The 21,527-nt window shown below is 72.5% G+C and carries 21 protein-coding genes; 11 read left to right on the top strand and 10 right to left on the bottom strand.

From position 1 onward, the window contains the following. Window positions 1–106 precede the first annotated feature (106 nt). Entirely contained in the window at window positions 107–1,390 is a 1,284-nt protein-coding gene (locus tag AB0L33_RS13980) for a phosphatase PAP2 family protein (RefSeq protein ID WP_365681411.1), read from the bottom strand. 312 nt (window positions 1,391–1,702) lie between these two features. Further along, window positions 1,703–3,502: a cellulase family glycosylhydrolase gene (locus AB0L33_RS13975; protein ID WP_365680954.1), complete on the bottom strand. Its 1,800-nt coding sequence runs from the start codon at window positions 3,500–3,502 to the stop codon at window positions 1,703–1,705. A gap of 350 nt (window positions 3,503–3,852) precedes the next feature. Here AB0L33_RS13975 and argJ point away from each other — a divergent pair, with 350 nt between their 5' ends. Further along, window positions 3,853–5,046 (top strand): bifunctional glutamate N-acetyltransferase/amino-acid acetyltransferase ArgJ, encoded by a 1,194-nt coding sequence (argJ, locus tag AB0L33_RS13970; RefSeq protein WP_365680952.1) that lies wholly within the window; start codon window positions 3,853–3,855, stop codon window positions 5,044–5,046. Window positions 5,047–5,096: 50 nt separating this feature from the next. Here argJ and AB0L33_RS13965 read toward each other — a convergent pair whose 3' ends face one another. The 3 genes from AB0L33_RS13965 to AB0L33_RS13955 all read right to left on the bottom strand — a co-directional run bounded on the left by AB0L33_RS13965 (window position 5,097) and on the right by AB0L33_RS13955 (window position 7,039). Further along, entirely contained in the window at window positions 5,097–5,465 is a 369-nt protein-coding gene (locus AB0L33_RS13965; RefSeq protein ID WP_365680950.1) for a DoxX family protein, read from the bottom strand. A gap of 3 nt (window positions 5,466–5,468) precedes the next feature. Next, a complete protein-coding gene (locus tag AB0L33_RS13960) occupies window positions 5,469–6,068 on the bottom strand; it encodes a TetR/AcrR family transcriptional regulator (RefSeq protein ID WP_365680948.1) in 600 nt (199 codons plus the stop codon). A gap of 80 nt (window positions 6,069–6,148) precedes the next feature. Next, a complete protein-coding gene (locus AB0L33_RS13955; protein ID WP_365680946.1) occupies window positions 6,149–7,039 on the bottom strand; it encodes a TIGR03620 family F420-dependent LLM class oxidoreductase in 891 nt (296 codons plus the stop codon). 206 nt (window positions 7,040–7,245) lie between these two features. Between AB0L33_RS13955 and AB0L33_RS13950 the strand changes: the two genes are divergently transcribed. The 4 genes from AB0L33_RS13950 to AB0L33_RS13935 all read left to right on the top strand — a co-directional run bounded on the left by AB0L33_RS13950 (window position 7,246) and on the right by AB0L33_RS13935 (window position 11,243). Further along, complete coding sequence (locus AB0L33_RS13950) at window positions 7,246–8,790, top strand: MFS transporter (RefSeq protein WP_365680944.1); 1,545 nt, start codon at window positions 7,246–7,248, stop codon at window positions 8,788–8,790. A 151-nt stretch (window positions 8,791–8,941) separates the two neighbouring features. Next, complete coding sequence (locus tag AB0L33_RS13945; protein WP_365680941.1) at window positions 8,942–9,805, top strand: GNAT family N-acetyltransferase; 864 nt, start codon at window positions 8,942–8,944, stop codon at window positions 9,803–9,805. Between the two features lie 159 nt (window positions 9,806–9,964). Further along, the gene (locus AB0L33_RS13940) at window positions 9,965–10,750 is read left to right on the top strand and encodes a restriction endonuclease (RefSeq protein ID WP_365680938.1); all 786 of its coding nucleotides are present in this window, start codon (window positions 9,965–9,967) and stop codon (window positions 10,748–10,750) included. 82 nt (window positions 10,751–10,832) lie between these two features. Then, window positions 10,833–11,243 (top strand): hypothetical protein, encoded by a 411-nt coding sequence (locus AB0L33_RS13935; RefSeq protein ID WP_365680936.1) that lies wholly within the window; start codon window positions 10,833–10,835, stop codon window positions 11,241–11,243. A gap of 146 nt (window positions 11,244–11,389) precedes the next feature. Here AB0L33_RS13935 and AB0L33_RS13930 read toward each other — a convergent pair whose 3' ends face one another. Next, the gene (locus tag AB0L33_RS13930) at window positions 11,390–12,112 is read right to left on the bottom strand and encodes a response regulator transcription factor (protein ID WP_365680934.1); all 723 of its coding nucleotides are present in this window, start codon (window positions 12,110–12,112) and stop codon (window positions 11,390–11,392) included. Beyond that, window positions 12,109–13,344, bottom strand: coding sequence for a histidine kinase (locus AB0L33_RS13925; protein ID WP_365681409.1), 1,236 nt, complete (start codon window positions 13,342–13,344; stop codon window positions 12,109–12,111). The genes AB0L33_RS13930 and AB0L33_RS13925 overlap by 4 nt, the downstream gene beginning before the upstream one ends. 244 nt (window positions 13,345–13,588) lie before the next feature. On the opposite strand from AB0L33_RS13925, the gene AB0L33_RS13920 reads away from it, so the two are divergent. Genes AB0L33_RS13920 through AB0L33_RS13910 form a run of 3 tightly spaced genes read left to right on the top strand, consistent with a single transcriptional unit; the run spans window position 13,589 to window position 17,238 of the window. Continuing rightward, window positions 13,589–14,296, top strand: coding sequence for an ABC transporter ATP-binding protein (locus tag AB0L33_RS13920; protein ID WP_365680932.1), 708 nt, complete (start codon window positions 13,589–13,591; stop codon window positions 14,294–14,296). Then, window positions 14,293–16,644, top strand: coding sequence for an FtsX-like permease family protein (locus tag AB0L33_RS13915; RefSeq protein WP_365680930.1), 2,352 nt, complete (start codon window positions 14,293–14,295; stop codon window positions 16,642–16,644). The genes AB0L33_RS13920 and AB0L33_RS13915 overlap by 4 nt, the downstream gene beginning before the upstream one ends. Window positions 16,645–16,677: 33 nt before the next feature. Then, complete coding sequence (locus AB0L33_RS13910; protein ID WP_365680926.1) at window positions 16,678–17,238, top strand: YrhB domain-containing protein; 561 nt, start codon at window positions 16,678–16,680, stop codon at window positions 17,236–17,238. Here the strand turns inward: AB0L33_RS13910 and AB0L33_RS13905 are convergent. Next, window positions 17,235–18,485: a cation:proton antiporter gene (locus tag AB0L33_RS13905; RefSeq protein ID WP_365680924.1), complete on the bottom strand. Its 1,251-nt coding sequence runs from the start codon at window positions 18,483–18,485 to the stop codon at window positions 17,235–17,237. The two genes, AB0L33_RS13910 and AB0L33_RS13905, sit on opposite strands and share 4 nt — an antisense overlap. Window positions 18,486–18,624: 139 nt before the next feature. Between AB0L33_RS13905 and AB0L33_RS13900 the strand changes: the two genes are divergently transcribed. Then, window positions 18,625–18,999 carry a VOC family protein gene (locus tag AB0L33_RS13900; protein ID WP_365680922.1) on the top strand — a complete coding sequence of 125 codons (375 nt, stop codon included), beginning with the start codon at window positions 18,625–18,627 and terminating at the stop codon, window positions 18,997–18,999. 90 nt (window positions 19,000–19,089) lie between these two features. Here AB0L33_RS13900 and AB0L33_RS13895 read toward each other — a convergent pair whose 3' ends face one another. Together AB0L33_RS13895 and AB0L33_RS13890 are read right to left on the bottom strand one after the other, a co-directional pair. Further along, the gene (locus AB0L33_RS13895; RefSeq protein WP_365680920.1) at window positions 19,090–19,338 is read right to left on the bottom strand and encodes a DUF5133 domain-containing protein; all 249 of its coding nucleotides are present in this window, start codon (window positions 19,336–19,338) and stop codon (window positions 19,090–19,092) included. A gap of 235 nt (window positions 19,339–19,573) precedes the next feature. Continuing rightward, window positions 19,574–20,476: a DUF3626 domain-containing protein gene (locus AB0L33_RS13890; RefSeq protein WP_365680918.1), complete on the bottom strand. Its 903-nt coding sequence runs from the start codon at window positions 20,474–20,476 to the stop codon at window positions 19,574–19,576. Between the two features lie 120 nt (window positions 20,477–20,596). Here AB0L33_RS13890 and AB0L33_RS13885 point away from each other — a divergent pair, with 120 nt between their 5' ends. Both AB0L33_RS13885 and AB0L33_RS13880 read left to right on the top strand, forming a co-directional pair. Further along, window positions 20,597–21,145: a hypothetical protein gene (locus AB0L33_RS13885; RefSeq protein WP_365680916.1), complete on the top strand. Its 549-nt coding sequence runs from the start codon at window positions 20,597–20,599 to the stop codon at window positions 21,143–21,145. Between the two features lie 37 nt (window positions 21,146–21,182). Further along, entirely contained in the window at window positions 21,183–21,524 is a 342-nt protein-coding gene (locus AB0L33_RS13880; RefSeq protein ID WP_365680915.1) for a hypothetical protein, read from the top strand. The last annotated feature ends 3 nt before the right edge of the window (window positions 21,525–21,527 follow it).

The following is a 21,527-nucleotide window of genomic DNA, read 5'->3' as shown; positions in this document are numbered from 1 at the left end:
GGTCGCTCCTTGCCGGATTAGCGGGTCTCTGACGGCAGCACCCCGCCGGTTCGCGAACCGGCGGGGTGCTCCGTGGCCACACGTTACCCAGGACGTGGACGGCCGCTCAGGCCATTTCGGGCTGCGGCTCCAGCTTCGGAACGGCCGCCTCCTTCGGCTCCCAGCGCCGGTCGATGCGTACGTACGCGTAGATCACCGAGCACATGGCCAGGACGACCAGCGGGCCGAACACCCACGGGTGGTGGGCCATCTCCAGCGACAGATAGCGGTACGACACCAGGAGCGCGGCGAAGACCACGGTGCCGTAGGCGACCAGACCGACGGCCGGGCGGTCCCAGCCGCGGTCGAGCGCGCGCATGCCCGTCTCGATCGTCAGCGTGAACACCACACCGGCGACGAGGTCCGCCCCGTAGTGGTAGCCGAAGCCCAGGGTCGCGGCGAGCGTGGCGACGAGCCAGAAGGTGCCGGCGTACCGGAGGAACTTCGGTCCCTTGCGGGAGTGGATGAAGATCGCGGTGGCCCACGCGGTGTGCAGGCTGGGCATGCAGTTGCGAGGCGTGATCTCGTCGAACGGCATGTGGTGCGGGGTGCCGATCGGCACGGCGGTGTCGGGCCACATGTCGGCCACGGCCCAGTGGCCGCCGTCGGCGCCGAACGCGAAGATCGGGCCGACCACCGGGAAGATCATGTAGATGGCCGGACCGAGCAGCCCGATCACCAGGAACGTGCGCACCAGGTGGTGGGCGGGGAAGCGCCGGTCCCTGGCCACGTTGCGCAGCTGGTACACCGCCACGCAGACCGCGGCGACCGCGAGCTGCGCGTAGACGGCGTTGAGGAGGTGGGCGCCGACCGAGCCGGTCGCCTCGACGAGCCGCCCGACCACCCAGGACGGGTTGCCGAGCGCATGGTCGGCGTTGGCCATGTACTGGTCGAGCACATCGGGGCGGGTCTTCGAGGTGATGACCAGCCAGGTGTCACCGGTCTTCCGCCCGGCCACCAGCAGCAGCCCCAGACCGACGCCCTTGAGGAGCAGCATGCGCTCCTGGCCCGTGCGGCGGGTGAGGGCGATGACCGTGACCCCGATGATCACCCACAACGCGCCGTTTCCGAAGGGGTGTCCCTCCTTGACGGGGGCATCGGCCACCAGCCTGATCAAGGCGATGACGACGTCGATGCCCGCGGCCACACCGAGTGCGACGAACCGCTGACGCCAGGTGAGGACCACCATCATCAGACCCATGCTGGCGTACAGCAGGAAGCCCGATTTGGGGGCGATCACGACCTCTTGGACCTGGGTGGTGACCGGTCCCGGCAGGCCGTAGTGGCGTGCGGCGATCTCCAGTGCGACGAGGAACGCGAGTGTCACCACCGCGGCCGCAGTCCAAAGGATCGCCCGTGGCCGGCGCCATGCGGCGAAGGGTATTCGGCGGTCTATTCGCGAAAGCACCCGCGATGCTCTAGATATCAATTCTCTGGCCGATGTCCTGGGTTTTGGTCAAATAGGTCGCTTTTCATGCCACATGGCATGGTGTGCGGGCGATGAGGGTGGTCGCCGGGGTGGGATCATGCTAGCCGAGTGGTTTCGACGCCTATTTCGGTGGTCGTGTCCTCGTTCGAAATCGGTGTCCCGAATGCGCCGTAGCCCGCCACGACGGGCGGGCTACGGCGCTTCCTTCCGGATCGGGACGTGTGGACGGAGCGGTCAGGACAGCGTGCAGCTCACGGTCGGCACGGCGCCGGCGGCCGGTGTGCCCTGGAAGCCGAAGCTGGTGTGCGCCCCCGCGGCGAGGGCGCCGTTGTAGCCGGTGCTGGTGACGGTGACGGAAGCGCCGCTCTGTGTGTACGAGGCGTTCCACATGTTGGTGATCTTCTGGCTGCCGCCGTAGGTCCAGGTCAGCTTCCACCCGGTGGCGGGCGCGGTGCCCGTGTTGGTCACGGTGACGTCCACCCCGAAGCCGCTACCCCAGTCCCCGTTCACCGTGTAGACGGCCTTGCAGCCGGTGTCGCCGGCGGAGCCCGTGGTGGTGGCGGTGACGGAGGCGGAGGGTGCGGAGGTGTTGCCCGCCGCGTCGCGGGTCCGGACGGTGTACGTGTACGAGGTGCCGGACGTCACACCCGTGTCGGTGAACGTGGTGCCGGTGGCGGTGCCGGCCTTGGTGGAGCCCCGGTAGACGTCGTAGCCGGTGACGCCGGTGTCGTCGGACGCGGCCTTCCACGACAGGGAGACGGAGGTGCCGGTGGTCCCGGTGACGGCGAGCCCGGTCGGGGCGGTGGGCGCCTGGGTGTCGTCATCGCCGCCGCTGCCGCCGTTGCCGAAGTCCGGCGCCTTGATGCTCGCGAGGTAGCCGTCCTTCACGGTGTCGACCGAGGTCCAGTCGTCCTTGAGGATGCCGCCGGTGTCGCCGGAGTTCGGGTTCCAGGACCAGAAGGTCCAGGAGAAGCTGTCGGCCCCGTACTGGCTGGTGGGCCGAAGGTAGTCGGCCAGGGCCTTCAGCCACTTCTGGTCGGTGGTGGACTGGAGCGTCGTACCGAACTCGCCGACCCACACCGGGGCGATGTTCTGCTTGAAGATGTAGCCCCAGTACTTGTCCCAGACGCCGGGCATGTTGTCCGGGAACGAGGAGTCGGTGAACCAGGGCTGCTGGGCCACGCTGGTGGCGTAGTCGTGCGCCGAGTACACCACCTTGTGCGGCACGCTCAGCTCCACCGGATACTGCCCGACGCCCATGAGGTTGCCGCCCCACCAGCCGGACACGCCGTCGAAGGTCTGCACGCCCTCCACGAAGATCAGCAGGTCCGGGTTGGCGGACAGCACGGCGTCGCCGCCGCGCTCCGCCGCGAGCCGCCAGTCCTTCGTGGTGTCACCGCAGCCCCAGCAGGCGGGGTCGTGGGGCTCGTTGTGCAGGTCGATGCCGACCACCGCGTCGTTGCCCGCGTACCGGGCGGCCAGCGACTTGAGGTTGGCGAGCCAGGTGGACTCGGGGACGGCCGCGGTGTACCAGAGCGCCGACTGGCCCGCCGAGTCCGGGCGGTGCCGGTCCAGGATGACCTTCATGCCGACGCTGCCCGCGTGGTCCACGATGCGGTCCATCACCTGGAGCGAGTTCAGGCCCGCCAGGTCGGTGTTCATCCCGGCGGAGAAGTTGATGCTCGCCGGTTCGGTGCCGGCGAAGATGTCGTCGCTGTAGGGCAGCCGGATGGTGTTGTAGCCCAGCGACTTCATCTGGTCGATCATGCTCTTGTAGTCGCGGGACCAGAGTCCGTGGGGTACGTAGTTGGCGGTCTCGAAGCCGAACCAGTTGATGCCGGCGATGCGGACCGGCTGGTTGCCGGCGTCCAGGATCTGCCGTCCGCTGGTGTGCCAGTAGCCGGAGCCCGCGGCGGTCGCGGTGGCCTCGTCGGCCGATGCCGCGTGAGCGCCGGCGAGGGGCAGGAGCAGGGCCGCCGCGGCGACGGCGACGGTCCTGGCGGCTCTTCGGAAGGTGCGGAGAGGGTGAAGCACGGTGCTGGTTCCTCTCTCGGGGAGCGATGTAGGGAGCGATCCGGGATGGGAGCGCTCCCATCCTGCGCCGTACGCCGCCCCGCCTGTGACATGGGGGATAGGGGGTGCGGGGTCGCCGCTCCCGCTCGCTCGCCCGAAGCCGGGCGGGTCGCGACCCGGCGCAATAAAAGCGATAGAGCAATGAGCATGTCAATGGACGGGCTGTGTTCATGTGTTGAACGCGGGCGCGCGCCCGTCGGTGCTTCCCGTGGCTCGTCCTGTTCGCGGGGAGGTCCGAGGGGTGGTGCGAACGCCGTTCGGCCGTGAAATGGGGTGGACGCGCGACTCCTCGCGCTGCAAAGATATGCCACATGACGCATGATCATGCATTCTTGACGGGCGGCCGGCTGACCTGGCCCACCGGGTTTCGCGGCTACACCGGCCACGGCGGGATGCGCGAACACGGGGACGACATCTCGATCGTCGCCTCGGACCTGCCGGCGACCAGTGCCGCCGTGTTCACGCAGAGCCTGTTCGCCGGTCCGGCCGTGCTGCTGAGTCGCAGGCACGCCGCGGGGCGCGCCCTCCGGGCCGTGACCACCCTGGCCCAGAACGCCAACGTCGCGACCGGCCGCCGGGGTGCGGAGAACGCCGCCGAGGTCGTCCGGCGCGTGGCCGGCATCCTCGGTGTCCCCGAAGGCGACGTGCTCATCGGCTCCACGGGTGTCATCGGCCGCCCCCTGCCGATGTCCACCATCCTCCCGCACTTCGACAGGACCGCCGAGCGGGGCCTCGACGCGTTCACGGCCTCCCCCGAGGACGTGGCCCGCGCCATGATGACCACCGACACCCGCCCCAAGACGGCCACCCGCACCGTCGGGCAGGCGCGCATCGTGGCCGTGGCGAAGGGCGTCGGCATGCTGGAGCCCAACATGGCCACGATGCTGGCCTACGTGTTCACCGACGCCGCGCTGTCACCGGACGAGCTGGACGCCGCGCTGCGCGGAGCCGTGGACCGTACGTTCAACTGCCTGAGCGTCGACACCGACACCTCCACCTCCGACACCGTGGCCGTCATCGCCAACGGCGCCGCCGGACCGGTCGATCCCGCGCTGTTCGCCGAGGCGCTGACCGGCCTCTGCCTGGACCTCACCCTGCAACTGGCGAGCGACGGCGAAGGCGCCACCAAGCTCCTTCGCGTCACCGTGGGCGGCGCCCGCGACCACGCGCAGGCGAAGCGCGTCGCCAAGAGCGTGGTGAACTCCCCCCTGGTCAAGACCGCCGTCCATGGCGCCGACCCCAACTGGGGGCGCGTGCTCATGGCCATCGGGAAGAACACCGACGAAACCGACATCGTCCCGGACCGCGTCACCGTGAAGTTCGGTGACACCGAGGTGTATCCCGACGAGCCCGAGGCGGACACCCTCGACACACTCGTGGAGCTCATGCGGCGGGACGAGGTGGACATCGCCGTCACGCTCGGCATCGGCGAGGGCGAGGCGACCGTGTACGGCTGTGACCTGTCCGCCGAGTACATCCGCGTCAACGCCGACTACACCACCTGACCGCCCCGCCCCGTCGCCGCGGTGTACGCGTGCCGCGGCGACGGACGGGGTCACAGCCGTACGAAGCACCCGACCAGCACGGCCAGCGAAACCACCAGCAGGCCCAGACAGTTCACCCAGAACGTCATGTTCAGCGCCCGTGCGCGGATGTGTGCGGCGGCGGCCGCGAGGAAGTAGACCACGATCGCCGCGGTCGTCGTCATGGCCACACCGGACACCCAGAAACCGACGACGAGACCCGCGACCGAGGCGGTCTTGGCGGTGGTCAGCACCCACCACCACTCGCGCGGCAGCCGCACGCCCTCCAGACAGTCCACGATGAACCTCGGCGGGCGCAGCATCATCGCCGCGTCACCGGCCTGGATGACGAGCAGAACCACCACCGGCCATACGGGGGAGGGGAGTTCGAGGAGCGACATGGGTCAGTTCCCTTCCTGCTCGGTGACGAAGGCGGCGATGGCCCCGAGCCTCGCCGCCGTCTGCTGGGGTTCGGTCGTTCCGGCGGCGAGCAGCATCAGTTCGCCGAGATATCCGGCGAACATCACCTGCGCCCCGAGCCTGGCGCGCGCCTCGCCCATCCCGTCGTTCACCATCGCGGCCGTGAGGTTGTCCTCGGAGAGGGCGCGGAGTGTGCCCAGGGCGGCGTTCTCCGGCCTGCCCCGGGCCAGGCTCCGGAAGTACGCGCGGGCCAGGTCGTCGTTCTCGGCGAACAGGGCCAGGAACGGATCGAAGTAATGCGCCAGATAGTCGACGGCGTGCGGTGCGGCGCCGGCCTTCGCCGGTTCGGGCGGGGCGGGAATGCGGTCGGCGATGGCCTGGTCGTACACCAGGCCCAGCAACGACTCCTTGTCCCCGACCGCCATGACCGCACCCACCGAGACCTCGGCGTCCGCCGCGATCTGGCGCACCGTCGTGTCTTGGAACCCCCGCTCGTGGAAGAGCCGGGAGGCGCTCCGGACGATGCGGGCGGTGGTCCGCCGCTTCTGCTCCGCGCGGGTTGAGTGAACGTGTTCACCGAACATGTTCACCAATGTACGAGGACGTCTCCGCGCATGCAAGAGCCCCGGCCCGCGCAGCCGCGGACCGGGGCTCCGAAGAGGTTCTACAGCTCGTCGCCGAACGCGTCGGCCAGCTCGCGGTACTCGGCCAGCGGCAGCCCCGTCCTCCCGCCGTCGGCCGTGACCACCTGGAGCGCCACGTGGTCCGCCCCCGCGTCCACGTACTCGCGCGTCCGCGTCTTCACCCGCTCCGTGTCGCCCAGCGCGAAGAGGGCGTCCAGCAGGCGCGCGCTGCCCCCGCCGTCGAAGTCGGCCTCCGTGAAGCCGAGGCGCAGCAGGTTCGAGGTGTAGTTCGGCAGCTTGAGGTACATCGCCAGCATCCCGCGCGCCGTGTCCCGGGCCCGGTCCAGGTCCGTGTCGAGCACCACGGACAGCTCGGGTGCCAGCAGAGCGTCCGGGCCGAGCGCCTGCCGCGCCTCCGCCGTGTGCGCGGCCGAGACCAGGTAGGGGTGCGCGCCCAGCGACCGGTCGGACGCCAGCTTCAGCATCTTCGGGCCGAGCGCCGCCAGCACCCGGTGCCGGGTGCCCACGGCCGGGTCGGCGGCGTCCAGTGCGTCGAGGTAGGCCACCATCGCGCTGTACGGTTTGGCGTACTGGGGGGCCAGCGCGTCGTGGCTGACCCCGAGGCCGAGGACGAAGCGGTCCCGGGCGCCGGCGCCGATCGCGGAGACGCGGGCGGCCACCTCCTCGGCGGTGTGGTTCCAGATGCTCAGGATGCCCGTAGCGACGGTGATGGTCCGGGTGGCGGCGACGATCTCGGCGGCGTCCTCCGGCGAGGGGCTGCCGCCGAGCCACAGCGTCCCGTAACCCAGCGCCTCGATCTCGGCGGCCGCCTCAGCGATCGCCTTCCTGCCGTCGGCGTCCACCCGCGACGAGTGCAGGGCGCCGCTCCAGATGCCGATCCGGCCGAACGTCTCACGCTTCTCAGAAGTCATGCCGGGGACAACAGCGCCAGGCGCGCACTATTCCCGCGCCTGCGGCGAACGGGTGAGTCCATTGCCGACACGCCGTCAGCGGACCATGCGCGGGAGCCATGTGGCGCAGTCGCCGCGTGTGCGGCGGCGACGCCGGGGCAACTGGCGGATATTGGAGGCCCTGCGGCTCCGCAGGACACACCCGCCCGGACGAGGAGGTAGCTGCCGTGACGACCCCCGCCGCATCGGAGGGACCTGGAGACAGGGCGCATCGCCCACGTGGGGGAGGGGCCCGGGGGCGCGACGAGCGCGACGAGGCGGCCGCGCCCGGCGACTCCGGACTCGGCACCGTCACCACCGCCGTCCCGGCCAGACTCGACCGGCTGCCGTGGTCGCGGTGGCACTGGATGATCGTCATCGGCCTCGGCACGGTGTGGATCCTCGACGGCCTCGAAGTGACGACGGTCGGCAACATCGCGAGCCGCCTCTCCGAGGACGGTTCCGGCCTGGACATCACGTCCGCCCAGGTCACCGGGCTCGCCGCCGCCCTGTACGTGGCGGGCGCCTGTACGGGAGCGCTGTTCTTCGGCTGGCTCACCGACCGGTACGGCCGCAAGAAGCTGTTCATGGTGACGCTGGCGGTCTACCTCGCCGCGACCGCCATGACCGGGCTGTCGTTCAGCGCGTGGTGGTTCTTCCTCTTCCGCTTTCTGACCGGCTTCGGCATCGGCGGCGAGTACGCGGCGATCAACTCGGCCATCGACGAACTCATCCCCTCGAAGTACCGGGGCCGGGTCGACCTCATCATCAACGGAAGCTACTGGCTGGGCGCGGTCGGCGGCGCGCTGCTGTCGATCGTCATGCTGGACACGGACATCTTTCCCAAGGACCTCGGCTGGCGCCTCACCTTCGCGCTCGGCGTCGTCCTGGGCCTGGTGATCCTCCTCGTACGCCGGCACGTCCCGGAGAGCCCGCGGTGGCAGTTCATCCACGGGCACGGCGAGCAGGCCGACGAACTGGTCGATTCCGTCGAGCGGGAGGTCGAGGCGGAGAAGCACGAGAAGCTGCCGCCGCCGGCCGGAGAGATCACGATCCACCAGCGCAAGAGCATCGGCTTCGGGCTCATCGCCAAGACCGTCTTCCACAGCTACCCGAAGCGCGCGGTGCTCGGCCTCTCCCTCTTCATCGGGCAGGCGTTCCTCTACAACGCGATCACCTTCGGGTTCGGCGCGATCCTCACGACGTTCTACGACGTGGAGAGCGGGCACACCGGCTACTACTTCGCGGTGATCGCGGCGGGCAACTTCATCGGCCCGCTCGTGCTGGGCAAGCTCTTCGACACCATCGGCCGGCGCATCATGATCGCCGGCACGTACATCCTGCCGGGCATCCTGCTCTTCATCACGGCCTGGCTGTTCGACCGCGGCTCGCTGACCGCCAACACCCTCACCGCGTGCTGGTGCGTGGTGCTGTTCTTCGCGTCGGCAGGCGCCAGCAGCGCGTACCTCACGGTCTCCGAGGTCTTCCCCATGGAGACCAGGGCGATGGCCATCGCCTTCTTCTACGCGATCGGCACCGCGGCCGGCGGGATCAGCGGCCCCCTGATCTTCGCCGACCTCACCGAGTCGGGCGTCCCCGGCGACACCGCTCTCGCGTTCTCCATCGGCGCGGCCCTGATGTGCGCGGCGGGCCTGGTCGCCGCCTTCCTCGCGGTCGACGCGGAGCAGCGCTCCCTGGAGGACATCGCCAAGCCCTTGTCCCAGACCTCTTAACGCCTGGGCCCTTCACTCGGGCCGGCCCTGATGATGCCGGCCGCGCCTCCGCCGCTGCCACGAGAAGGCCACGGCGACCGATGTACGGGAGCAGCTCCGGTGGCCCGGAATCCGGATGCGGCCGGGCCGTGCGGTGGTGTGGGATCGGGGCATGACGATCGCACTCGGCACACCGGACACCGAGGGACTGGTCGCGGCGGCGGACGCGCTGCGGGACTGGCAGGCCGAGGGGGCCCCGATGCAACTGCACCCGGGCGACCTCGGCTGGTACGGCCGCAACGGCCCGCGGGCCACCGCCGGCGCGGTCAGGACGTGGAGCCGGGCCGGCCGGATGCTCGCCGTCGGGCTGCTCGACGGCCCCGGCCTCGTCCGGCTGACGACCGCGCCGGACGCCCGTTGCGACGAAGAGCTCGCACGACGGCTGGCCGACGACGTGGTCCTTCCCGGGCGCGGGGTGCTGCCGGAGGGCCGGGCGGCCGTCGAGGCACCGCGGGACGCGCTGGTCCGGGAGGTGCTGGGGGAGCGCGGCTGGGGCATCGACGAGCCGTGGACACCGCTGCGCCGCGACCTGACCGGCCCGGTGCCCGAACCGGAGTCGGCCGTCGAGACCGCCGGCCCCGGCCTGGCCCACCTCGTCGTGGCCGTCCATCGCTCCGCGTTCCCGGGCTCGCGGTTCACGAACGCCGGGTGGCACGCGATGGCCGGGGGGCCGCTGTTCACCGACGCCCGCTGTCTCATCGGACGCGACGAGCGGGGTGACGCGGTGGCGACGGTGACGGTGTGGTCGGCGGGGCCGGGGCGGCCGGGGCTCCTCGAACCGATGGGCGTGCACCGGGACCACCGCCGCCGGGGCCACGGCAGAGCGATCACCCTGGCCGCGGCGGCCGCGCTCCGTGAACTGGGCGCGTCCAGCGCGCTCGTATGCACCCCGAGCTCCAACACCGCGGGCGTCGCCGCCTACGTGTCGGCGGGCTTCGAGCGCCGCCCCGAGATCCACGACCGGTTCCGCCCCTAGGGCGTGTTTCGAATGTAGCGCCGTCCGCCCGCCGGACAGGCGGGACTTTCGAAACACGCCCGAGGTCGTGACAGGGCCCCAGGTCGTGTCGATCATGGACCCGGGTGTTCGGGGCAGACGGAGGGCGATGACATTCGCGACCCGCCGAAGGAGACGCCGGTGCCGATACGCAGAACGAGAGGCGCCACACCCCGCCCCCGCGCCACGGGCGAGGTGCGGAGCCCTCTGCTCGCCCTCGCCCTCGCCGGTGCCCTGACCGGCGCGGCGGTCCTGTTGTTCGTCCGCTTCGCGCACTGGGCCGGCGCCCACCCGGTGACCGCCGTGCTGCTGGCGCTGCTCGCCCTGCCCGTGCTCTACGTCCTGTTCCGGTCCATGCCTCGCGCCCGTGAGCTGCGCCGGGCGGCCCGCGCGGGCATGACCCCGCCGGCCGGGGAAGAGCCCGCCCCCGCACCGGTTCCCGCCCAGCCGGTCCTGGACGCCGCCACCGAAGCCCACGACGGACTCACCGCCGTACTCCCGCCGCCCGCACCGCACTTCACCCCGCCGGACTTCGCCGCCCTGGACCCGGACGGCTTCGAGGCGGCGGTGGCCGCGCTGTGCGAGCGGGACGGCTGCCAGGGGGTCGAAGTGGTCGGCGGAGCGGGTGACCTGGGCGCCGACGTCCTCGCGACGGCCCCGGACGGCCGTCGCGTCGTCGTGCAGTGCAAGCAGTACGGCCCCGAGCACAAGGTGGGCTCCCAGGACCTCCAGCGCTTCGGCGGCACCTGCTGGACGGTCCACGGCGCGCAGCTCGCCGCCGTGGTGACGACCAGCGAGTTCACCGCGCCCGCCCTGGAGTACGCGGAGGCGTGCGGCATCCGCTGCGTGGACGGCGTCGCGCTCGCCGCCTGGGCGGAGGGCTCGGGCGCGGCCCCCTGGGGCCCGGCGATGCTGGACACCGCCTGAGCGGCCCACCGGACCCTGGGCGCCGTCCGCGCTCACCCCTTGCGCTCGCACCAACAGGGGGCACACGGGGGAGGAGCCGGCCATGCACGCTTCGGAGTTGGCCGTTGCGGCGGTACGGGTGATGGCCGAGGACGGCCCGGTCGCGAGCGGCAGCAAGTCTGCCGTCCAGGAGCTGGTGTGGGGCCGGCTGGGCCGCAGCGATCTCGGCGCGTCCGCGCTCCCCGCTGCCGCCGGCACGACTCCGCCCGTGTCCGCCGCCGCCCCGGGGGTGCGCGGGCGAGCCGCATCCGGTGCTGTTCCGCAGCCGCCCCGGCAGGCGGGGGCGCGGGCCGAGGAGACGGTCCGGGCCGTGCTCATGGTCTGGCTGCTGGGGCTGCCCCAGGCGGTCCTGGCCTACTTCATCATCGGTCTGGAAGCCCGCAACGGTGCGAGCATGCCCCTTCAGGGCACCATCCTCGTCGTCTCGGCCTGCCTGGCCGGGTACGCACTCTGAGCGGAATCCGCCTGCTGCGCCGCGGAGCGCCGAACCCCTCCCTGCGGGCCGCGACGTTCCTCGCGGCCCTGGTCCTGCTGAGGCTCGTGCTCTGGGTGTTCATCTTCTGAGCCGGGGCCGAGCCCCCGCGGAGGAGACCACGGTGCCTACGGCAACGCGGTCCGCGACTCCGGCACGGCCTCGTCGTCCTGCTCGCCCGCCTCCCGTTCGCCCACGCCGACCAGCCCCGTCTCGTACGCGACGATGACCGCCTGAACGCGGTCCCGCAGGCCCAGCTTGGCCAGGATGCGCGCGACATGGGTCTTCACGGTCGTCTCGGCCAGTTGAAGGCGCGCCGCGAGTTCCGCGTTGCTCAGGCCCCGGGCGAGCAGACCCAGGACCTCCAGTTCGCGCGGGGTGAGCGCGGCCAGGTCGCGGTGCAGGGCGGCCGTGTCGCCGCCGCGCCGGGTGAATCGCTGCACCAGGCGGCGGGTGATGGCGGGTGCCAGGAGCGCGTCACCGGTACGGACGGTGCGCACCGCCGCCGTCAGCTGTTCGGGCGTCACGTCCTTGAGCAGGAAGCCACTGGCCCCGGCCGAGAGCGCCGCGTACACATAGCGGTCGAGGTCGAAGGTGGTCAGGATGATGACGCGGGGCTGTCCGGCGTCACCGGTGAGGATGCGGCGGGTGGCCTCCAGGCCGTCCATCTCGGGCATCCGGACATCCATCAGCACCACGTCCGGCCGGGTCCGGCGCACCGCGTCGACCGCCTCCGCGCCATTCGTGGCCTCGGCGACGACGTCGATGCCGTCCGCGCCGAGGATCAGCCGGAAGCCGGTGCGTACCAGGGTCTGGTCGTCGGCGATGAGTACACGGGGCGGCTCGGTCACGGCGTCTCCAGGGGGATCAGGGCCTCCACACGGTAACCGCCGCCCGGCAGCGGACCCGTGCTCAGGGTGCCGTCGTGCACGGCCAGGCGCTCTCGCAAGCCGATGAGGCCCCGGCCGCTCCCGGCCCCCGCTCCCGGCCGCCCGCCCGTGTCGGTGACCTCCACCCGCAGCCTGTCGGCCCCGTACGCGACGGACACGGCCGCCGACGCGCCGGACGCGTGCTTCACCGTGTTCGTCAGAGCCTCCTGGACGACCCGGTACGCCGCGAGTTCGATCCCGGGTGCCAGCGGGCGGGCGCGCCCCGTCACCGTCAGGCCGACCGGCAGTCCCGCGTTCCGGACCCGCCCCACCAGCACCTCCAGCTGGTCGAGTCCGGGCTGCGGCGCCGGCACCCCCGCACCGGAATCCGCCGCGCCGTCCTCGTCGGTCGCGGTCAACAGGCCCACCACGTGCCGGAGTTCGGTCATCGCGGCCCGGCCGCCCGCCTCCACGGCGAGCAGCGCCTCACCGGCCAGCTCCGGCGAGGACTTCATGATCGTGCGGGCGGCACCCGCCTGGATGATCATGACGCTGACGTTGTGCGTGACGACGTCGTGCAACTCGCGGGCGATCCTGGCCCGTTCCCGCTCCACGGCGCGGCGCAGCGCCTCCTCCTGCTCGCGCTCCAGGACGGACAGCCGCGCCCGCCCCTCGTCGGACCGCAGCTTCCACGTCCGCAGCCCCACCGCGGCCACGGCCATCGGTACCAGGATCAGCAGCGCGATGTACTCGTTGGGGACGATCGGCGTCACCGAGTTCCCGGAGGTCCCGACCAGGACCACCGACACCGGCAGCGCCACGAGCGTCGCCACCCGGTGCGGGCTGTACACGGCGGCGCTGTACACCGCGATCACGAACGCGTAGAACGTCAGGCGCATCACGCTCTGCGGGGTCGCCAGCGTCGCGGCCGTCACCACGCACAGCACGGCCAGCGGGCAGCGGCGGCGCAGCACGAGGGCGCCCGAGGCGACGGCCGCGAGCGTCACCATGAAGGCCATCCCGCCGGTCCCGGACGGTCGCTCCAGGGCATAGGCCGTACCGCCGACCACCCGCACGACCACGTTGTCCGCGTTGTCCACGCCGTAGTACACGGTGGCGACGCCCAGGACCAGCGCCACCAGCGCGTCGAACCACCGGGCACGCGCGGTGGGCCGGGGCGGCGGACCTCCCGCCCGGACCGCGTCCTCCCACATCAGGCCCAGCTTCGTACGTACATCCGTCACCGCTTCATTGTCCCGGCGGCGCCGCCCCGGGGAGTCCGCCCCCGTACCCATTCCGGCGACGGCGCGTACACCGCCCGCCTACGTCTCAAGGACGACGAGCACGCCGCTCATCCCGGCGCCGGACCGCGAAGGGGGCCGTGCGGCCGACGCGCCCGGAGCCGGTCCGCTCCTAGCGTTCACGCCACCGGACCGCACATCACCGAGGAGCCCCGCCATGACCACCCCGCTGATCGAACTGCGCGAGGTGAGCCGTCGCTACGACGACGGACCGCCCGCCCTGCGCGAGGCATCGCTGACGGTGCTGCCGGGGGAGGCCGTCGCGGTCCTCGGCCCCTCGGGCAGCGGCAAGTCGACGCTCCTCAACCTCCTCGCCGGGCTCGACCGGCCCGACGCCGGCACCGTCACCGTCGACGGCGTGCGCGTCGACCGGCTGGGCGAGGCCGCGTCGGCGCTGTACCGGCGTGCCCGCGTCGGCATGGTCTTCCAGTTCTTCAACCTGCTGGACGACCTGACCGTCGCCGACAACGTCGCCCTGCCCGCCCGCCTCGCGGGCATGCCCCGGGCCGAGGCGGCCCGCCGGGCCGCCGGACTCCTCCAACAACTCGGCATCGACCGGCACGCCCGCGCCCACCCCGGACGGCTCTCGGGCGGCCAGCGCCAGCGCGTCGCCGTGGCCCGCGCCCTGATGAACCGCCCCGCGCTGCTCCTGGCCGACGAGCCGACCGGAGCCCTGGACACCGCCGCCGGAGAGGACGTCAGCCGACTGCTCACCGAGCTCAACGCCGAGGGCCAGACCATCGTCCTCGTCACCCACGACCTCGCGCTCGCCCGGGCCTGCACCCGCCGCACGATTCGCATCGCCGACGGCCGTATCACCCACGACCTGCCGTCGGAGGCCGTCACACCGGAGGCCGTCCGATGAGCGCGCTCGGCGGAGTGGTGCGCTCCGGAGTGGCGCGGCGCCGCGTGCAGACGCTGGTCATCGGACTTGCCGCCATGATGGCCGTGGCCGCGTCCGTACTCGCCGGATCGCTGCTCGTGGTCTCCGGCGCCCCCTTCGACGACGCGTTCGCCCGACAGCACGGGGCCCACCTGTCCGTCCGGTTCGACGCGCACGCGGTGAGCGCCGCGCGGCTGGCGCGGACTGCGCACGCCGAAGGCGTACAACGGGCGGCGGGCCCCTTCCGCACGGCGACGGTCACCCCGCGTGCCGACGCGACCGGCCCCGGCTGGCCCCTGACCGTGACGGGCCGCGCGGACCCGGGCAGCGACGTGGACCGGGTCGACCTGACCGAAGGCCGCTGGGCCGCGCGCCCCGGCGAGATCGTCCTCTCCGCCGGCTCCTCCCTCTTCCCCGTCCTGGGCAAGGAGCTCCGGTTCACCGGACTGGCCGGCGACCCCGCGCTGACCGTCGTCGGTGTCGCCCGCTCGGTGACCGGCACCTCCGACGCCTGGGTGGTCCCCGCCCAGATGCCGGCCCTGACCCCGCCCGGCGCCGGCGGCTACCAGATGCTCTACCGCCTCACCGAGGGGGACACCGCCGCGCGGGTCTCCGAAGGCGCGAGGAGTGTGAAGGCCGCCCTGCCCGCCAGGGCCGCCACGGGCGAGCAGTCCTGGCTGACCGTCAGGAGCAACGCCGAGCAGGACACCGCCCTGTACGTCCCGTTCCTCTTCGCCTTCGGCGCCCTCGGCCTGGTCATGTCGCTCCTCACCGTCGGCAACGTCGTCGCCTCCGCGGTCGGTACGGGGACGCGTCGCATCGGCATCCTCAAGGCCGTCGGCTTCACCCCCGCCCAGGTCGTACGGGCGTACGTGGGCCAGGCGCTGATCCCCGCGACCGCCGGTACCGTCCTCGGCGTCGTCGCGGGACACCTGCTCGCCGTCCCCGTGATGGCAGAGACCGAAGAGGCGTACGGCACCACGTCCCTGGCCGTCGCACCCTGGGTCGACGCGGCGGTGGTCGCCGGGGCGCTCGGCCTCGTGTCGGCGACCGCCTGGGCCGCGGCCCGGCGGGCCGGCCGGATGCGTACCGTCGACGCGCTCGCCGTGGGGCGCACCGCGGCGGCGGGGCGCGGCCGGCGGGCCGCCCGCCTCGCCGCACGCCTGCCGCTGCCGCAGCCCGTCGCACTCGGCCTGGTCCGGCCGTTCGCCCGGCCCGCCCGCGCGCTGGCCATGGGCACCGCGATCCTCTTCGGCACCGTCGCCGTCACGTTCACCGTGGGGATGGCCGCCTCGCTCGGCGAGGTGATGAAGGCCAAGGCGCACGACACCGCCGACGTCGTCGTGCCCGCACCCCTGCCGGACTTCGGGCCTCCGGGCGCCGAACGCCCCGCGCGGCGGACCCCGGCGGACCCGGCGGCCGTCGCGGCAGCGGTCGAGGCGGCCCCGGGCACCGCCAAGCACTACAGCGCCTCCACGGTCCGCGCCACGGTCGACGGGCTCACCGGCACCACCGACGTCGTCGCCTTCACCGGTGACGCGTCCTGGGGCGGCTACACCATGGTCGCCGGCCGCTGGATCGCCCGGCCCGGCGAGGCCGCCGTCCCGTCCCCCTTCCTCACCGCCACCGGCACCCGCATCGGTGACACCCTCACCCTGGGCGGCCTGGGCGCGCCCGTCACCGTACGCATCGTCGGCGAGGTCCTGGACCCGCGCAACGACGGCATGCAGGTCTTCACCGACGCGGCGACGCTCAGGGCCGCCCACCCGGACCTGACGGACACCAGCCACCACATCGCGGTCGCCCCGGGCACCGACGTGCACGCCTACGCCGACGCGCTCAACAAGCGCCTGGAGCCGCTGGGCGCCACGGCCAGGACCGGCGGGCTCGGCGCGGGCGGCGACATGGTCGCCACGCTCAACGCCCTGTCCGCGATCCTCACGCTGATGCTCATCGCCGTCGCCGCGCTCGGCGTGCTCAACGGCGTGCTCCTCGACACCCGCGAGCGCGTCCGGGAGATCGGCATCCACAAGGCCCTCGGCATGACACCCCGCCAGACCGTCGCCATGGTCCTCACCTCGGTCGCCGCCACGGGCCTCGCCGCGGGCTGTCTCGGCGTACCGCTCGGCATCGCCCTGCACCGCCGGGTCCTCCCCGCGATGGGTGGGAGCGTGGGACTGCGCCTCCCCGAGTCCGTCCTCGCGGTCTACCCCCCGGCCGGGGTGCTCCCGCTCGTACTCGGCGGCCTCGTGATCGCCACCCTGGGCGCCCTGCTGCCCGCGGGCTGGGCCGCCAGGACCCGCACGGCGGTGGCGCTGCGGACCGAGTAGACGCGGGGCGGGCGCGTGCGGGAGGCTGCGGGGGTGATCGATCGGGAAGCGGCGGTGCGCCTCGTCGAGGAGCAGTTGGAGCGCGAACACCGCGAGTGGCTGGCCAAGGGCGTCGAGCAGCCGGCCGTTGCCGTGGCCGGCGCCGAGGAGCACGAGCTGGTGTGGATCGTCTCCTGGCAGTCCGTGGAGTACCTGCGGACCGGGTCCTTCAAGGACATGCTGCTCGGCACCGGTCCCTATCTGGTCGACCGCGTCGACGGGAGCCTGCACTCCATCGGCGTCGTCTCGGCGATGTCCGGCGCGTGGATGGACGACTACCGCGGCCGGATCCGGGGGCTGCCCGTACGGACCGCGGTGGACGACCTCCACGACGCCGTACGGGCCGCCGCAGCCGAGCGCGGACGGCTGGACGCGGTGCGAATGCTGCGCCGGAAGCTGCCGGGCCTCGCGCTCTCGGAGGCCGCCCACTACGCCCGTACGCTGCTGGACGGCGAGCCGCCCGCGCACCTCGTGGCCGCCGCGACGGCGGAGCTGGTGGAGCCCGTCGACCCGGTCGACAGGGTGCGGACCATCCGGCCGGGCCCCGCGACTTAGGGCACGCGCTCCCGCCGCCGGTCCAGGTGCCGGATCACCGGGGTCGCCGTAGCACCGTGCAGAAGTACGGAGACCATGACCGTGAAGGCCGTGACCGCCCACAACTCGTCCGCGTAGCGCGTGAAGGGCCCTTCGCCGAGCGCGTACGCCAGGTAGAAGAGCGAGCCGATGCCCCGGATGCCGAACAGGGCCGTGACCACCCGCTCGCGCGGCCCGGCCGGAAAGCCCAGCTGTGCGGCGGCGCCGGTGGCCGGGCGGATCACCAGGATGAGCGCGAGGCCGAGGAGCGCCCCCTCCCATGGGAGGTCCGCCAGCCCGTCGGTGACCAGATAGCCGCCCAGCAGGAACAGCAGCACGACGGTCAGCAGACGTTCGATCTGTTCGCTGAAGCCGTGCAGCACTTGGTGATAGCCGTGGCTGCGCTCGGCGCCCCGGATGGTGCACGCCGTGACGAACACCGCGAGGAAACCGTATCCGTGGAACAGTTCGGTCAGCCCGTACGCCGTGAATGTGGCTCCCAGCGCGGTGAAGCCCTCCGTCTGCTGCGAGAGACGGACGTGCCGGCAGCGGAAGAACAGCCGGCCGAGCAGCCGCCCCACCGCCACCCCCGCCAACAGTCCGACCGCCGCCCGCCCCAGCACATCGGCCAGCAGCCAGTTGCCGATCCACCCCGCCGACCAGCCGCCCCCCGCCGCCGCGAGCGCCACGGCGGCCAGCACGAACGGCATCGCGAGCCCGTCGTTGAGACCGGCCTCCGAGGTCAGCGTGAACCGCACCTCCTCCTCGTCCTCCTCGTCCTCCCCGCTCGTCGGCTCCCCGACCCGGACTTCCGCCGCCAGCACCGGATCGGTCGGCGCCAGGGCTCCGGCCAGCAGCAGGGCCACCGCAGGCGGCCAGTCCATGAGCCACCGACCGAGCAGTGCCACACCCCCGAGGGTCAAGGGGAGGGCGAGACCCAGGAAGCGCCAGGTCCCCGCCCAGGCCCGCCATCCGAAAGGGCGGTCGATCGCGAGCCCTGCCCCCATCAGCGAGACGATCACGCAGATTTCCGTCAGATGCTCGACCCATGCCCGGTCCCGTACGGGATCCACCACGGGCACGCCGAGGGGCAGCAGGGCGCTCACCGCACCCGCCACGAGGAACACCATGGGCATCGAGAAGGGACGCCGACGGACGAGCGGGGGAAGGACGGCGGCCATCAGGATGCCGATCCCCGCAGCCGCGTACATGCCGTGCACCAACGTCATCCGGTACCGCGTCCTCCATCGGGTCTGCCGCGGCCGGTCACGCCGGCCCCGTATGCGGCGGGAGGACCCCCGCGTACCCGGCGGCCCGGTTCCCACACCCCGGATGCATGGGCGCGGATGCCGGGGCAACGTGAGGGACATGACGACGAAGCTCGGTGCCTTTGTTCTCGGTACGCCCGACCCTCGCGCCCTGGCCGATTTCTACCGTGCCCTGCTGGGCTGGGAGGAGGCCGAACGGGATCCCGTATGGGTCCGGCTGCGGGCTCCCGGACAGGAGCGCCCCGGCCTCAGCTTCCAGCTGGAATCGGACCACACACCTCCGGTGTGGCCGCAGCTCCCGGGCACCCAGCAGATGCAGGCGCATCTGGATGTGGAGGTGGACGACCTGGAGGCCGAGACCCGGCGGGCCTGTGCCCTGGGCGCCACTCTGGAGGAGCTCCAGCCCCAGAGGGACGTGCGGGTCCTGCGCGACCCCCACGGCCACCCCTTCTGCCTGTTCCTCCCGGGGGCCTGACGCGACCCGCGGCCCGGACCGTCACAGGCCGGCCGCCGGTGCCCCTGATCTCCAGGGGCACCGGCGGCCGCTCCACGTGCTGGACGTACCTCAGACGGGGACGGCCCCCGAGTGGTCGGGTCGCTCGGCCTCCGCGGCGACGGCGCCTCGGCTCAGCAGGGCGTCGGCGGTGCTCAGGGCCTCGCGCACGTCACTGACGCCGGTCATGACGCACAGGGTGTACGCGGTGTCCTCCCGTTGCCGGATGGTCTCCGGGGTGGAACGGCGCTCGTCCTCGATCACCGCGTCGGCGTATCGGGACAGTGCGGCACGCAGGTCTGCGGGCGTGGGAAGCAGCACAGCCAACTCCTCTCAACTGAACTGACCCTCCCGAGCCGATGGGCGGCCGGGGCGGGGGCGTCGCTGACGACGATCATCGGATTCCCCGTCATACGCAGACCATTCCAACCGTTTTCGGTCGAAGAAGATTTCCCGCGACACCGTTGACAGCGCTGCTACGGGGCACACGTGCCCCATGGCCGGGGCGGCCGCCCTGCGGATGTGGACACCCAGCCCCGCACGGCAGGCCCCCCGGTCATCCGCCGTTCCCCGCCGGCACCGGCTCGCTTGACGACCCGGTGACCGCCGCGCTCCGGTCCTCGTGCGGGAAGCCGAAGCGTGCCAGGCAGTGCCACACCTTCTTGACCGCCTGCGGGTCGAAACGCCCCGAGCGCGCCGCGTCCCCGACGATCCGGGGATCGAGGACGCCGTCCACGGCGATGGCCGCGCCCAGGTCCACGAACTCCTGCCCCCGGTAACCGGGATGCCGCCGCAACTCGTCTACCGTCAGGCGGAACCCGGGGTGCCACTCCACCGCACAGCCCAGGCGCCCGGCGGCCGCCTCCACGTCGGTGCCCCGGTAGCAGGGGTCCAGAACCAGCGCCTCCACATGGGAGTCCGGACGCACCGGTCCGTGCACCTGAGCCTCGACGTAGTCGTCGAGCACGTCCTGCTCATCGGCCAGCGCGAGGGCGATGAGGCCCATGCGCGCGGCGACCCCGAAGTCCGTGGGTTCGAGGAAGCTGTCCGGATAGCAGAAGGTCGTACGCCCCACGGCTCCGGCGTCCAGCCGGAAGTGCGCGGAGCCGAACCTCGGCGCCCCGCCGACCGGGTACCGCCGGAAGTTCAACGCCCCGTAGACGGGCCGCTCCGCCGCCGCCGCGCTGTCGTACGCACCGCCGAAGATCCTGCTCTCCCAGCGCCACCGGTCGCCGCCCGGATGGGCGGTGAGACCGCCGTTGCTCGTACCGGTCACGAACTGCGAGGAGTAGACACCGGTTTCGGCCATCGTCTCCAGCAGGGGCCTGCCGTCCAGCAGACGGTCCGGGTGGAAGTTGAGCGTCACACGCAGGTCCGGGTCCGCCGGGGGACCCGAGGCCAGCGCCGCGACGTGGGCGAGGGCACGCTGCTGCGACGTGCCGAAGGAGAGGGAGCTCATCGGCACATTCTCCTCGCAGGCGGACGACGGGCGCACGGGGATATTCACCGCCCAACCGGCGGCGCGATCCGGAACGTTATGGTTTCCCCGCCGTGCAACAGGACCGACCGGGGGGCCTTCGTGAGTCTGACCGCACAGATACTGCCGCTCGCGGGCGTCGCCCTGGGGGCCGTCACCTCGTACCTGGTGACCAGCGCCAACGAGCGTACGAGATGGCGCAGACAGCAGTCCGTACGGTGGGACGAACGCCGCCTCACCGCCTACGCCGAATACGCGCACGCCGTCAAGGAACTGGCCGCGCGCTACCAGATGCTCGCCGCGGGCCGGGGACTCACGACCGGACCCATCCCCGTGGAGGCGACGCCCGAGGTCCTGGCCGAGGTCGGCCAGCTGGAATCGCGGCGCTCCGCGCTCTCGGAGACCCTGGGCCTGCTCGGCGACACGGAGGCGAACACGGCGTCCAAGTCCGTGGACCACTGCCTGTGGCGGCTGGAGGCCCTGGCCCGGGGCGTCGAGACCACGGCCGAGCAGGACTGGGACCAGGCGTACGGCCAGTTCCGCCAGGCGCGCGACCGTTACGTCGACCGCGCCCGGGCCAGCCTCGGCGTGCCGGGAGCCGTTGCCCGCGCCGTGCCCTGGCCGGACGACTGGCGGCCCTCAGCCGGCTGAGCGGCGCCTGCGCGTCGTGCGCTACCTTCCTCGGGATATGGACGACGACGCCGAGGCACCCTTCATCGACCCGGAGTCGGACTACCCGTGCTGCTGGTTCTGCCCCGCGCTGCGGCTGCCGCGCACCGGCTTCCGCGTCGCGGACCGGCCCAGCCGGGACTGGCCGTTCGACGCGGCGGACGGCTTCCGGTACACCCTGGAGGGCCGGACCCCGGTCTGCGTCCACCCCGGCCGCGTCGGCCTGGCGGCGGAGCTCATCGCTCGGACCTATGAGATCCCGCCGCTGCCGGCCCCCGGGCAGGAGGACCCCGACGGGAGCCCGCGCCGGTGGTGGCGGCTGCGGCGGCCCGGCTCCCGGGCCGCAACGGCGCGCCGGTAGCCT

It is taken from the genome of Streptomyces sp. NPDC052299 (genome assembly GCF_040679335.1).
Taxonomy (GTDB): domain Bacteria; phylum Actinomycetota; class Actinomycetes; order Streptomycetales; family Streptomycetaceae; genus Streptomyces.
This window is presented reverse-complemented; position numbering and strand designations above follow the sequence as displayed.

What these genes read in the sequence shown, in the direction of transcription:
- AB0L33_RS13905 (WP_365680924.1), bottom strand. Translation starts at nt 18,485, where the DNA reads ATGACGTTGGTGCACGGCATGTACGCGGCTGCGGGGATCGGCATCCTG.
- AB0L33_RS13920 (WP_365680932.1), top strand. Translation starts at nt 13,589, where the DNA reads ATGACCACCCCGCTGATCGAACTGCGCGAGGTGAGCCGTCGCTACGAC.
- AB0L33_RS13945 (WP_365680941.1), top strand. Translation starts at nt 8,942, where the DNA reads ATGACGATCGCACTCGGCACACCGGACACCGAGGGACTGGTCGCGGCG.
- AB0L33_RS13890 (WP_365680918.1), bottom strand. Translation starts at nt 20,476, where the DNA reads ATGAGCTCCCTCTCCTTCGGCACGTCGCAGCAGCGTGCCCTCGCCCAC.
- argJ (WP_365680952.1), top strand. Translation starts at nt 3,853, where the DNA reads ATGACGCATGATCATGCATTCTTGACGGGCGGCCGGCTGACCTGGCCC.
- AB0L33_RS13960 (WP_365680948.1), bottom strand. Translation starts at nt 6,068, where the DNA reads ATGTTCGGTGAACACGTTCACTCAACCCGCGCGGAGCAGAAGCGGCGG.
- AB0L33_RS13915 (WP_365680930.1), top strand. Translation starts at nt 14,293, where the DNA reads ATGAGCGCGCTCGGCGGAGTGGTGCGCTCCGGAGTGGCGCGGCGCCGC.
- AB0L33_RS13900 (WP_365680922.1), top strand. Translation starts at nt 18,625, where the DNA reads ATGACGACGAAGCTCGGTGCCTTTGTTCTCGGTACGCCCGACCCTCGC.
- AB0L33_RS13955 (WP_365680946.1), bottom strand. Translation starts at nt 7,039, where the DNA reads ATGACTTCTGAGAAGCGTGAGACGTTCGGCCGGATCGGCATCTGGAGC.
- AB0L33_RS13880 (WP_365680915.1), top strand. Translation starts at nt 21,183, where the DNA reads ATGGACGACGACGCCGAGGCACCCTTCATCGACCCGGAGTCGGACTAC.
- AB0L33_RS13925 (WP_365681409.1), bottom strand. Translation starts at nt 13,344, where the DNA reads ATGTGGGAGGACGCGGTCCGGGCGGGAGGTCCGCCGCCCCGGCCCACC.
- AB0L33_RS13935 (WP_365680936.1), top strand. Translation starts at nt 10,833, where the DNA reads ATGCACGCTTCGGAGTTGGCCGTTGCGGCGGTACGGGTGATGGCCGAG.
- AB0L33_RS13965 (WP_365680950.1), bottom strand. Translation starts at nt 5,465, where the DNA reads ATGTCGCTCCTCGAACTCCCCTCCCCCGTATGGCCGGTGGTGGTTCTG.